Origin of the sequence: Phaeobacter sp. JH20_02, from assembly GCF_048056915.1 — a bacterium.
Classification (GTDB): domain Bacteria; phylum Pseudomonadota; class Alphaproteobacteria; order Rhodobacterales; family Rhodobacteraceae; genus Phaeobacter; species Phaeobacter bryozoorum.
The window spans coordinates 370,132-382,517 of the sequence record NZ_JAYMVP010000028.1; the positions used below are offsets into that span (position 1 = coordinate 370,132).

General features: G+C 62.5%; 12 protein-coding genes. 6 read left to right on the forward strand and 6 right to left on the reverse strand.

The window, feature by feature from the left end:
* Positions 1-44: 44 nt before the first annotated feature.
* Positions 45-719 carry a Crp/Fnr family transcriptional regulator gene (locus VWY34_RS15850; RefSeq protein WP_416534243.1) on the reverse strand — a complete coding sequence of 225 codons (675 nt, stop codon included), beginning with the start codon at positions 717-719 and terminating at the stop codon, positions 45-47.
* A gap of 117 nt (positions 720-836) precedes the next feature.
* Here VWY34_RS15850 and VWY34_RS15855 point away from each other — a divergent pair, with 117 nt between their 5' ends.
* Entirely contained in the window at positions 837-1,331 is a 495-nt protein-coding gene (locus VWY34_RS15855) for a hypothetical protein (RefSeq protein ID WP_416546147.1), read from the forward strand.
* A 20-nt stretch (positions 1,332-1,351) separates the two neighbouring features.
* Positions 1,352-1,525, forward strand: coding sequence for a DUF1328 domain-containing protein (locus tag VWY34_RS15860; protein ID WP_340545865.1), 174 nt, complete (start codon positions 1,352-1,354; stop codon positions 1,523-1,525).
* Positions 1,526-1,666: 141 nt separating this feature from the next.
* Here VWY34_RS15860 and VWY34_RS15865 read toward each other — a convergent pair whose 3' ends face one another.
* Positions 1,667-4,306: an ATP-binding protein gene (locus VWY34_RS15865; RefSeq protein ID WP_416546149.1), complete on the reverse strand. Its 2,640-nt coding sequence runs from the start codon at positions 4,304-4,306 to the stop codon at positions 1,667-1,669.
* A 32-nt stretch (positions 4,307-4,338) separates the two neighbouring features.
* Positions 4,339-4,863, reverse strand: coding sequence for a molybdopterin-dependent oxidoreductase (locus VWY34_RS15870; protein WP_416546151.1), 525 nt, complete (start codon positions 4,861-4,863; stop codon positions 4,339-4,341).
* 350 nt (positions 4,864-5,213) lie between these two features.
* On the opposite strand from VWY34_RS15870, the gene VWY34_RS15875 reads away from it, so the two are divergent.
* Positions 5,214-5,828, forward strand: a complete 615-nt coding sequence (locus VWY34_RS15875; protein ID WP_340545868.1) for a response regulator transcription factor — start codon at positions 5,214-5,216, stop codon at positions 5,826-5,828.
* 560 nt (positions 5,829-6,388) lie between these two features.
* Here VWY34_RS15875 and VWY34_RS15880 read toward each other — a convergent pair.
* From VWY34_RS15880 to VWY34_RS15890, 3 genes are read right to left on the reverse strand one after another with little or no spacing between them, the layout of a single operon-like run.
* Complete coding sequence (locus VWY34_RS15880) at positions 6,389-6,568, reverse strand: hypothetical protein (RefSeq protein ID WP_416546153.1); 180 nt, start codon at positions 6,566-6,568, stop codon at positions 6,389-6,391.
* Positions 6,565-7,569 (reverse strand): cytochrome d ubiquinol oxidase subunit II, encoded by a 1,005-nt coding sequence (gene cydB / locus VWY34_RS15885; protein ID WP_416546155.1) that lies wholly within the window; start codon positions 7,567-7,569, stop codon positions 6,565-6,567. Before cydB ends, VWY34_RS15880 begins: the two co-directional genes overlap by 4 nt.
* Before the next feature lie 14 nt (positions 7,570-7,583).
* Entirely contained in the window at positions 7,584-9,008 is a 1,425-nt protein-coding gene (locus VWY34_RS15890; RefSeq protein WP_416546157.1) for a cytochrome ubiquinol oxidase subunit I, read from the reverse strand.
* A 316-nt stretch (positions 9,009-9,324) separates the two neighbouring features.
* Here VWY34_RS15890 and VWY34_RS15895 point away from each other — a divergent pair, with 316 nt between their 5' ends.
* The 3 genes from VWY34_RS15895 (at position 9,325) to VWY34_RS15905 (ending at position 12,286) form a co-directional block, all read left to right on the forward strand.
* Positions 9,325-9,993, forward strand: a complete 669-nt coding sequence (locus tag VWY34_RS15895) for a Crp/Fnr family transcriptional regulator (RefSeq protein ID WP_416546159.1) — start codon at positions 9,325-9,327, stop codon at positions 9,991-9,993.
* 179 nt (positions 9,994-10,172) lie between these two features.
* The gene (locus tag VWY34_RS15900) at positions 10,173-10,385 is read left to right on the forward strand and encodes a DUF2892 domain-containing protein (RefSeq protein WP_416546161.1); all 213 of its coding nucleotides are present in this window, start codon (positions 10,173-10,175) and stop codon (positions 10,383-10,385) included.
* Between the two features lie 143 nt (positions 10,386-10,528).
* Entirely contained in the window at positions 10,529-12,286 is a 1,758-nt protein-coding gene (locus tag VWY34_RS15905) for a SulP family inorganic anion transporter (RefSeq protein ID WP_416546163.1), read from the forward strand.
* Positions 12,287-12,386: the final 100 nt, after the last annotated feature.

Below are 12,386 nucleotides of genomic sequence, written 5' to 3' on the forward strand. Positions count from 1 at the left end.
CGCTGTAGGCGCCGCACCCTGCCAGCGTCCAGGCGGCTGATCGGTCAGATCAGCGGGCGCGTTTCGGGTTTTTCCAGATCGACAAGCGCCAGGTCTGCCAGCGCCTGAAGATCCGTGATCGACAAGAGCCCGTTCTGCCATTCGGCAAGGCCCGCATCCCGCAGCACCTTAAGCCGCTTGTTGGTGTGGACCAGCGACAGACCAAGGGCATCCGCCAGATCCTGCTGACGATAGGCCAGCGGAACCGTATTGCCGACCTCAAGACCGACAGCGCGCAGCCGCAGGTAGATTTTCACCAGCGCCCAGGCAATCCGCTGCGAAGCGTCGCGCTGCCCGAGCGAAGCGATGGTCTCGCCGAGGAAATGCTCCTCCACGGCGGCGATCCAGGTCAGATCATAGGCCCGCGCCGGGTTCTGTTCAAACAGGCGAAAGGTCTCGGACCGGCGAAACACGCAGAGCGTCATCGCGGTTGTGGCCTCGACCGAATGTTTCATCTCCCCCATAAGACCGGCCTGCAAACCGATGAAATCACCAGGAAAAATAAAGTTTATCACCTGCCGACGGCCATTCTCCAACGTGGTGTAGCGGGTCCCCATCCCTTTTAGCACGGTGTAGAGCTGCGGGCTGTTTGACCCTTCCAGCAGGATCGTGGTGCCCGGATCGACAACCAGTTCGCCGGTCTTGAACCCTTGGGTAAACGCCAGCTCCTGCTCCGTCATCGGCGTGAACACATCACGATGCCGCAGGGGACAATCTTTGCAATCGGTGGTCGACACTGGATTATTCCCTAAATGGTATGTCACAGATTAATGCGAGCAGGCTGAATTCGGCGCAGAATGCACGAAACGAAGGTCTATCAGCTTATGCAAGACGATGTTCCGGTCAATACGACCGCTGCGGAAACCCCAATTTATATCATTGCAACACAGGATCATCTGACCACCTGCGATATCTCAGATACAATTCATGAATGCGAGACCAACGCCGAGGTGCTGTGCCATCCGTCGATTGACGCGGCCATGCCGGATATCTGCAAGAGCCACACTCTGGCCGTGGTCTTTGCCGAGGTCGGCAGCGCACAGATCGACCAGCTGAAACTGGACGAGATCATTGCGGCGCGGTCTGGCACATTGGTTCTGATGGGCACCCGGGCCGAGGCTGAACTGGAGCTTGCCGACATAGGCACCTACCCCTGGCCCGTGCTGTTTCGCCCGTTTTCGGCGTCAATGATCAAGAGCTGGCTGACGCCGCGGCGCAAGGGGGCCAGGAAACCTGCCGGGAACAATTCGCAAGCTGAAACGTTGTCTCCTCATCTGCGGATCGTGGACTAACCTTTTGGAGGAGAGAGAGAATGCTTGGTTGGGCAATTACATTTCTGGTCGTGGCGCTGATCGCGGCCCTACTCGGATTTGGCGGCATCGCCGGGGCATCGGCAGGCATCGCCAAGATCCTGTTCTTCATATTCCTGGTGCTGTTCGTCGTGGCCATGGTCATGCGCGCACTCAAGGGTAAGCCGCCGGTCTAAACGCCGTCTGGCCAAATGCCGCCGGTTTAAGCCCCGCATGGGCTGGCATCTCATGACCTGATAGCCGGTGTTACATGTCTCGGCGCGCCAATGCCCATTCTGGGTCAGCGGCGCGCCGTTTTTGCTTTTGCACGCGGCTGCTCAGCCGGCCGCCTTGCCGGGAAGATATCCACCGATTTCCGCGCTCGCCTGTTCCCACTCGGCCATGAGGGGCATCAGATCGGGCATGGCGTCCATCTCCGAATGTTCAAGCGTCAGCAGGGCCTCCCGCAGCGCGGTAAAGCCCAGCACCGCGGCGGAACCAGCGAGCCTGTGTGCCTCCTGCCGGTGCGCCTGCCCCAGCTCATCTGCCGCGCGCAGATCGGTCAGGAACTGATCGACCTCGTCACTGTAGCCGAGCAGGAACTGCGCCCCACGTTCAGCACCAAGTGCATGAAAAAATTGCGTTATGTCCGATTGCCCCTCGGCTGGCTGCGGTGCAGGCTGCGCCATGGGCATTTGGCTGGGAGGCGCGGCAGGCAGCTGTGCGGGCGGCTGTCCGGCGACCTCTTTTGCGGCGCTGCGTTGCATTCTGGCGCGGCGTGAAATCACCTCTGCCAATGCCTGCTTGCTCACCGGCTTGGTGACCACTTCGGCAAGCCCGCCTGCCAGGATCCGTGCGTGATCCTGCTGCCCGACATGGGCCGTCAGCGCGACAATCTGCGTGCCCTCCGCCAGCGCCTCGGCGCGGATGCGGCGGGTGGCCTCGATCCCGTCTACTTCAGGCATGCTGATGTCCATCAGGATCAGGTCAAAATCCTCGCGCCGTGCGGCCTCCACCCCTTCGGCGCCCCCCTCGGCCAGCACCACCTCATGCCCAAGCGTGATCAGCATCCGTTCGACAAGAATACGATTGATTTCATTGTCTTCGACCACAAGGATCCGCGCGCACTGTGCCTCATCCGCGGCTGTATCGCCGGGCTGCGGAGACGTCTGTTCCGCATTCGCAATCAGCGGCGTATCGGGGGTCGCCTGACCGATCCGCCCGCGCCCGTCCGAGGCCGGCAGTGGCAGCGAAATGGTGAACAGGCTGCCCTCCCCCAGTTCACTTTCGCAGGTGATCTCGCCCCCCATCGACACCACGATACGACGGGTGATCGCAAGACCCAGACCGGTGCCTTCGCTGCTGCGCGCATAGCTGGCGTCCAGCCGGATGAAATCTTCAAAGATCCGGTCCAGATCATGCTCAGCGATGCCAGCCCCGGTGTCGGCAATGCAGATCTCCACGGTATCGCTGCCCCTCACCCGCAGCACGTCGATTGACACCGCGCCATCGGTGGTGAACTGCAACGCGTTTTCAACAAGGTTGACCAGCACCTTCTTCAGAGCGACGGGGCGGCCGAGGACTTCGTCACAGGGGCCAAGGCTGCAATGCAGGCTGAGATCGTTGCGGCCGCGGCGCGCCACGGCCTGATGGGAATCGACCAGTTCCTGCACCAGATCGCAAAGATCGAAGATGCGCTGATGTTCATATTCGACGCCGGTTTCCAGGTGTGACAGCTGCAGGACGTCGTTGACATGGGCCATCAGGCGATCGCCGGAGTCGCGGATCGCCGACAGGTATTCACGCTGATCAGCGGTGAGTGGCGTGCCGTCCAGCAGCTCAACCGCGCCCAGAACACCGGTAAGCGGCGTCCGCATTTCGTGGCTCATCACCGTGAGGAGATCCGCCTTTGCCCGTTCACCGGCCAGCGCCTCATCGCGGGCGCGCGTCAGCGCCTCCTCCGCAGCGATGCGGTCAGAAATATCGCGCAGGTAGCTGACAAAGACGGTTTCTTCTGCCGACTGGCTGGCGGTAATCGACAGTTCCACCGGAAAGATCTCGCCGGATTTACGCTTTGCTTCCAGCTGGATACGCCCCTGCCCGATGACCTTGGGCGTCGCCCCGGACCGATAGGCCTGCATGCCCTGCTCATGGGCGTCGCGCAGGTGATCGGGGACAATCAGATCCGCCATATCGGCGCCCGTCGCCTCGCCCCGCGAATAGCCAAAGATCGTCTCGGCGGCGCCGTTGACCTCCTGAATGCGCCCGTCGTCACCAACCACCAGAATGGCATCCAGCGATGATGTGATCATGGCGCGCATCCGGCTGACGGCAAAGCGTGTGCGCTCCGCCAGCCGCTTGCCGCGCTGGTAAAGCCGCCCCATCATCAATGCCGTCAGCCCCAGCGCCACACAGAGCGCGAGGACCACCCACGCCAGCCGGGACAGGATCGCAAAGAGGTTGAGGCGTTTTTCCTCGGTTGTGCGGGCATGTTCCGTCAACCCGGCCAGCGCCAGGACACGCAGATCGGCGCGATTGTCCCGCAGCATGTCCCGCACCTGGGGCAGCCCGAACAGGAGCGCCTCATCCGGGCCGTCGATATAGGTGATCAGCCGGTCGATCCGCGACATGACCCGCGCCAGAACCCGGGCGTTTTCGGGTTCGTCCCGCACCGGTTTGAAGGTGCGGCTTTCGCGGATGGTGGCGACCCGGCTGTAGAGGATGTCGAATTCGCGGCGGACCTGAGACAGATCCTGCTCACTCCGGGCGGAGAGCACCGCGTTTTCCAGTTTCAGCTGTTCGATTTCGGCCTGTGACAGGGTCCATTGCAGGCTGTCGGTGGCGGCGGTTGACAGGCCATCCAGACGCACCAGCACCTCGCGCCCCAGCCGAACGGACTGCACCGCGAGCAAGGCGAGAACCAAGCCCACGGTGATGAGGACGCTGCGCGACAGCAGAGGGTTTTCCCTGAGCCGCACCTATGAAAGACCTGTGCCTATGCCTGTTCGGGTCATTCGCCTATCGTGATCTCCTCAAGCTGCCAGATGCTGCGGGAATAAACCGCCTCAGTACGGTAGGTCGGATCGCTGTCGTAGGGGTAGACAATCCACAACGGGCCCTTGTCGCGGACCGACATTGTTGCGCCATTGCGCTCATAGGCGACCATTGGCCCGCCATTGGTGGCGTCTGAAACCGGAATCTCCACGGCATAATCGTTGATTGCCCGTGCCACGACGACACCGGCCTGATGTTGATCCACACCGACATGGGCCAGCAACGCAGCCAGGCTGACACCGGTAAAGGCCTGTTCGCCGGAGGTCCAGATGGTACGGGTATCGAACTGGGCGACCGGCAGGCTGCGCAATTCATCCATCGAGAATACGAACTGCAGCGTATCGCCGCCGTTCTGGGGTTTGACGGCAACGGTCAGAACCGTCTCGCCGGATTGGGACGCCCGGGCGTCCTGAGGGGCCAGACCGCAGAGCAATGTGACCGCTGCAAGCAGGGCTACAATGTGGAGGTGCCAGTATTTCATCGCGTCTATCCTTTTGCCTGTGCCATTCCGCCGATTGCGGCCCCGCTACCGGGTGATGCACATTCTTGATCTGGGTCGAACCTGTCACAAACCGCCGTCCAGAGCATCTGTTCCTGCGGATAGACTGCTATTCTTTGGTATAGGATTCGTAACCAGCGCTGCATTTTTTTGGCAATTCCGGCCGATTTTATGCCTCCACGGCCGCAATGATGCGGGGAATACCTGCCTGTACAAAGTCCGGGTAACCTCAAATGGCGCCCCTGCACGCGCTGTGGTTGCGTGGAATTGACTTTTTATCAACCAAATTGAGGGTATGCTGACGTTCAGGCCGGTACTTTGCAGGAGCTTACATGCGTATTCTATTGGCGGACGACCACGACATGGTGCGTGAAACCATTTCCGCTTATCTGACATCAGAAGGCGGCGCGGCAGTAACCTCGACCGTCGATCTGCCCGGCGCGCTGAGCGAGATCGAAGAGAACGGCCCCTATGATCTGGTCCTGCTGGATTACAATATGCCAGGAATGCAGGGGCTGGATGGTTTGGGAACGGCGCTGAAGGCCAATGGCGGCAAGGGGGTTGCGATCATCTCCGGCAGCGCGCCGACCCGGACTGCTCAGGAGGCTCTGGATGCCGGGGCGATTGGCTTCATTCCCAAAACCATGGGCGCCCAATCGCTGCTGAACGCGGTCCGCTTCATGAGTGCCGGCGAAATCTATGTGCCCGTTGAATTGATGCGCAAGGAGGCCGAGGCCCCGGCCCATCCGCTTGCCGAAAAACTCAGCCCGCGCGAGATCGAGGTTCTGGACGGGCTGTGCCGCGGCCTGTCGAACAAGGAAATCGCCCGCGAGCTTGAGTTGCAGGAGGTGACGATCAAGCTGCATGTGCGCACGCTGTGCCGCAAGCTGGAGGCCAAGAACCGCACCCAGGCCGCTCTCACCGCTAAGGAAGCAGGCCTGTTCTGAGGGCTGCGTTGACGGGCAGCTCTCGGCGCCACAAATGACTGCGCCTTTATGTGGGCATGATCGCTGGATCCAACTTGAGGGGGCTGCGATGGGTGGGGCCTGTGGTTGGTGAAACGTATCCGGTAAAAACTGTTGGCTCTGCCCAGCGAGGTCGGCCTGTCGTGAGACGCCGCAGGCGTGCAGAGCTGTGTCTGGGTCCGCGTCTATGTCGGAGCTGGATCGGTGTCCGGCTATGGATCGGTGTCCGGGTCGGGACCAGTCTCCGGGTCAGGACCAGACGCCGGGTCTGAGCCGTAGGTCTGTGTCGCAGGGCTGTTGATCCCGAAACCGATGCGACGAATCGTGTCCGCTCGATCTGCCAGGAGGTGGAAAGCCGCCTTCGGCAGCTGCCACTTGTTGCGGCGCCCATCCTGCGAGTAGGCGCCTGCGACGGCCCCGATACAGTTGCAACCTCAGCCGGTGGGCACCTATGCGGTGGTCGATTACCTGACGTGGCCGACCACTTGACGTGACCTGGCTGCATCGCGGCTGGCCTTTGCACTCAGAAAACCGGCGCGCGCCTAAGGTACGATGGCCCAGCGGATCAGCGCCGCGACACAGGCCAGCACCCCGACGCTGACACACCAGATAACCGCAAACCACAGCAGCCGCCCCAGCGGGTGATGCCTGACCTTTGCTTCGGGACTGGCGCTGCCGGGGGGTGTGGTTGCCCGCTCAGGAGGCTGTTCGGAGGTGCTCAATGATAGCCCTCCTCCGGGTTGATCTTGCCGCGAAATACCCAATAGGCATAGGCGGTATAGGCCAGGATCAGAGGCACCAGCACCACCGCGCCGACCAGCGTGAACATCAGGCTTTCATCCGGGGCGGCGGCCTCGGCGATGGTCAGGCCCGGCGGCACGATGAACGGGTAGAAGCTGATGCCGATGCCGATGAAACCCAGCACGAAGAGCCCAAGTGCTGCCAGAAACGGCTGGGCGTCGCGCGCGCCCTTCAGCCCCTGAAACAGCGCGTAGCTGCATGCCACAACCAGCCCCGGTACCAACAGGCTGAACAGGCTGCCCGGCAGGTTGAACCAGCGGCGGAAATACTCCGGGTCCTGAAACGGGGTGAGCAGGCTGACCAGAGCAATTGCCGCTAATGTGACGACGCCGAGCCAGCGCGTATAGCCGCGCATCTGATGCTGTAGGTCACCCTCGGTCTTCATGTAGAGCCAGGTCGCACCAAGCAGCGCATAGCCGGTCAGCACTGCCAGGCCGGTGATCAGCGAAAACGGGGTCAGCCAGTCCCACCAGCCGCCTGCGTAGGCGCGGCCCTCGATCTCGATCCCCTGTACCAGCGCGCCCAGCGCGATGCCCTGCATGATCGCCGCCACAACAGAGCCGCCAAAGAACGCGACGTCCCAGACGCCACGCCAGCGGGTGGTGCGCCAGCGGTATTCAAAGGCGACACCGCGGAACACCAGCGCCAGCAACATCAGGGTGATCGGCATGTAGAGCGCCGGCATGATCACCGCATAGGCCAGCGGGAACACCGCAAACAGCCCGCCGCCGCCCAGCACCAGCCAGGTTTCATTGCCATCCCAGACCGGGGCGATGGAGTTCATCATGGTGGCCCGATCGCGTTCGGAACCGGCGAAGGGGAACAGGATCCCGACGCCAAGGTCAAACCCATCGAGCACAACATAGGTCAGCACTGCAAAGGCAATGATTCCGGCCCAGATAAAGGAGAGTTCAAACAGCATAGCGAAGACCTTCGTCAGTTGCCTTGTGGGGTAGGTTCATCGGTGAAATCGGGATCGACCTGCTGCGCCGGGGTGATCCCTGCGGCCCGGATCGGCCCGTCGCGCAGCCCCAGGTTCCGGGTGGCAGGTACTTTGTTCATCATCCGCAGGATGTAGAAAGTTCCGGCGCCGAAGATGAAGAAATAGACCACAATGAAGGCCGTGAGCGAAGCGGCGACTGCCGGCGCTGCCACCGGTGCCAGACTGTCGGACGTGCCCAGCAGCCCGTAGACGGTGAAGGGCTGCCGCCCGACCTCTGTGGTGATCCAGCCGGCCAGAACCGCAACAAAGCCCATCGGTGCCATCAGGATCGAGGCCCGCTGGAGCCCGCGGTTTTCATAGAGCTGCCCGCGCAGACGCCCCCAGAGCGACCAGAGCGCAAGGCCGAGCATGGCAAAGCCAAGGCCGACCATGACCCGGAAGCTCCAGAAGACGATGGCTACCGGCGGCTCATCTTCATCGGGGATCGTATCGAGTCCTGCCAGCGGTGCGTTCAGGTCATGTTTCAGGATCAGGCTGGAGAGTTTGGGGATTTCAATGGCATAGTCGATTGTCTTGGTCTCGGCATTGGGCAGACCAAAGAGGATGAGCGGGGCGCCGTCGGGATGGCTGTCAAAATGGCCTTCCATGGCCATCACCTTGGCGGGCTGGTGTTCCAATGTGTTCAGCCCGTGCATATCGCCGGCCACGATCTGCATCGGCGCCACCAGAACCAGCATCCACATCGCCATGGAGAACATCCGCCGCGCCGCCACATCGGTCTTGTCGCGCAACAGGTGCAGACTGCCGACACCGCCCACCACCAGTGCCGTGGTCAGGAAGGCCGCCAGCACCATATGCACCAGACGATAGGGGAAGGACGGGTTGAAGACGATCTGCCACCAGTCCTGCGGTACGAATTGGCCCACCTCGTTGATGGCATAGCCCGCCGGCGTCTGCATCCAGCTGTTCACACTCAGGATCCAGGTGGCCGACATCAGCGTGCCAAAGGCCACCATGGCGGTTGCAAACATATGCAGCCCATCGCCCACGCGGGCACGGCCAAACAGCATGATCCCGAGAAACCCGGCCTCCAGGAAAAACGCCGAAAGCACCTCATAGGCCATCAGCGGCCCGAGCACCGGGCCGGTCTTGTCCGAGAACACCGACCAGTTGGTGCCAAACTGGTAAGACATCACGATGCCCGAGACGACCCCCATACCAAAGGCAACGGCGAAGATCTTTTTCCAGTATTCGAACAGCGTGTAATAGGTGTCGTCCCGGGTCCGCAGCCACAGCGCGTTCAGCACCGCGAGGTAGCTGGCAAGCCCGATGGAAAACGCCGGGAAGATGATGTGAAACGAGACGGTGAACGCAAATTGCATGCGTGCCAGTGTCTCGGCTGTCAGCCCATCGAACATATCTGGTCACTTTCCTAGAAACTGCGCCGCCCGCCTCGGTCTGGCCTGCCGGACAGTGGCGGAGCGAGCGATCCATTGGCACAGAAGTTAGTACGCGGTGGAGAAGTTGCAGGTGGCAGAAAGCCGCAGCGCGGCGACAGGTCTCAGTTATTCCAAGCCTATTCCGCTATGCTAGGCCTGGCGCAGCCACGCGGCACGCGCGGGTTCAGGACCATCAGGGGCGGATTTACCTGCCGGTTCCCCCGCCCCCCACCAGACCGGACCTGCGGAGCGCGGGCGGCGGCACAATGGCGCAGGCAGAAACGGAGATGCAGATATGACCGAGGCACAGGCCCCCTGGATAGAGCGCTTTCCCGGCTTGGCCCGACTGGATGACAAGACCAAGGCGCATATTCTCGCGCAGTCGTCTCAGTTGAGCCTGCCCCGGGGCACGGTGATCTTTGGCCCCGGCAAATCCCCGGAAAACATGCTGTTCCTGCTGGATGGCACCGTACGGGTGCAGCAGGTTTCCGAGACGGGCCGCGAGATCCTGCTGTATCGGATCAACGCGGGCGAAAGCTGCGTGCTGACCACCGCCTGCCTGCTGGCCTATGAGGACTATGCGGCAGAGGGTATTGCCGAAACCGCAGTAACCGCAGCCATCCTGCCCCGTGCAGTGTTTGACGCGCTGGTCGCCGCCTCTGCGGATTTTCGCAGCTTTGTGTTTTCGGCCTTCTCCAAACGGATTACCGATCTGTTTCTGGTGATCGACGAGGTCGCGTTTCAGCGCGTCGATGTGCGACTGGCACAGGCGCTGCTGGATCTGGCCGCGGCTGGCGATCACCTCGCCGTGACCCATCAACAGCTGGCGGTCGATCTGGGCACCGCGCGCGAGGTGGTCTCGCGGCAGATCCAGGAGTTCCAGCGTCGCGGCTGGGTGCAACTGGCACGCGGCCGTGTCGATATCCTCGACCGCGCGGCATTGCAGCGGCTGATCGGGCGCTGACCCGGCACTGATCCGGCACTGATCCATGGGCGGGTCAGCGTCGCGCCCCGGTGGGGCGTCCCTTCAGAACCCAAGGCTGGCGGCTGGCTGCGGGTGGCGCGCAGCAAGGGTGACTTAGTCACAGACATCTGCGCAGAACCGGCGTTTTCTGGTGCGAGACATCGCAAAGGAGTGACCAGATGACCAGAAACATAGGTACGCTTGACCGGGCCATTCGGCTGATGCTCGGTGTTGGGCTGATCGCCGCCCCCTTTCTCAGTGATTATGCCATCTTTGCCGCAGCTTGGGCGAAACTGCTGTCGGTGGCGCTTGGCAGTGTCATGCTGCTGGTGGCGCTGACGCGCAGCTGCCCGATCTATACGATCCTTGGCCTGCGCAGCTGTCGGCGCTGACCGGTTGCGGCGCGCGGCGCTGTCGCGTCCTGCGCGCCCTTGACCCGACGTGATGATCACTGTTCAACATCACGCCAAGCGCCCTGAGCGCCAAACGCTACCGAACCGCCCCCCGGTCCGGTGTCACGCGAAGAAAGACCTGAATGCCTCCTCTGCTGATCCGCTATGTGCCGCTGCTGACCTGGGGGCGGGCGTATAGCCGCCTGAACCTCACCAATGATCTGATCGCTGCGGTGATCGTGACGATCATGCTGATCCCGCAATCGCTGGCCTATGCCCTGCTGGCCGGATTGCCGCCCGAGGCCGGGCTATATGCCTCTATCGTGCCGATCCTGCTTTATGCGGTGTTTGGCACCAGCCGGGCGCTGGCCGTCGGACCTGTGGCGGTGGTCTCGCTGATGACGGCCGCCAGCCTGAGCGAGATCGCAGCGCAGGGCAGCATCGGCTACGGGGTTGCAGCACTGTCGCTGGCGGCGCTATCCGGCGCGATCCTGTTGGCGATGGGGCTGCTGCGGCTTGGGTTTCTGGCCAATTTCCTGTCACATCCGGTGATTGCCGGTTTTATCACCGCCTCCGGCGTGTTGATCGCCACCAGCCAGATCAAACATGTGCTGGGGGTGAATGCCGACGGGCACACGCTGCCCGAACTGCTCCTGTCGCTGGCACAGAACCTGCCTGAGCTGAACTGGCCGACGGCACTGATCGGGGTTGGGGCGACGGGGTTTCTGGTCTGGGTCCGGCATGGGCTGAACCCCGCCCTGCGTGCGCTTGGGGTCGGCGCACCGCTGGCCGGGTTCCTGACCAAGGCCGGACCGGTCGCCGCCGTGATTGCCACGACGCTTGCGGTCTGGGGGCTGGATCTGGCGGAGCGCGGGGTCAGAATTGTCGGGGCCGTCCCACAGGCGCTGCCGCCCTTCACCCTGCCGGATCTGTCTCATGAGCTGCTGGGGCAGCTCATATTGCCGGCGGTGCTGATCTCGGTCATTGGATTTGTCGAATCCATCTCCGTGGCGCAGACCCTGGCGGCGAAACGGCGCCAGCGTATTGACCCGGATCAGGAGCTGATCGGCCTTGGCAGCGCCAATCTCGGCGCGGCCTTTACCGGCGGTTTCCCGGTGACGGGGGGATTTTCCCGCTCCGTCGTGAATTTTGATGCCGGCGCCGAAACCCCGGCTGCGGGGGCGTTTACCGCCATCGGGCTGGCCATTGCCGCCGTGGCGCTGACGCCGCTGATCTACTTCCTGCCAAAAGCGACCCTGGCGGCGACCATCATCACGGCGGTTCTTGGATTGGTCGATTTCTCCATCCTGCGGCGGAGCTGGGCCTATTCGAAGTCGGATTTTGCCGCAGTGCTGGCCACCATCACGCTGACCCTGCTGCTGGGGGTCGAGGCCGGGGTCACCGCCGGGGTGCTGCTGTCGATCCTGCTGCATCTTTACAAATCCTCGCGCCCGCATATTGCCGAGGTCGGGCGGGTGCCGGGCACCGAGCATTTCCGCAATGTCCTGCGTCACGAGGTGGAAACCCACCCCAGCCTGCTGACGCTGCGGGTGGATGAGAGCCTGTTTTTCGCCAATGCGCGATTTCTGGAGGACTGCATCCACCGGCGGGTCGCCGATGATCCGCAGATCGACCATGTGGTGCTGCAATGCTCAGCGATCAATGACATTGACCTGAGCGCGCTGGACTCGCTGGAGGAGATCATGCACCGGCTGTCGGAGATGGGGGTCACCCTGCATCTGTCGGAGGTTAAAGGACCGGTGATGGACCGGTTGCGGCGCGGCGATTTTCTGACGCATCTGAGCGGTCAGGTCTTCCTCAGTCAGCACGACGCGGTAGAAGCCCTATGCCCGAAAGATGCGGCGATGCGAATCTCAGCCCCCGGGCTGCACGGCGGATAATCTGGTGCCGGACACAGACAGCGGGCCGCTGACTGTCGCGGCCTGCTGTTCGGCGGTTGGCTATGCGCGGATTGCGACCGGCGAGAGGTTTTCGCGCCGC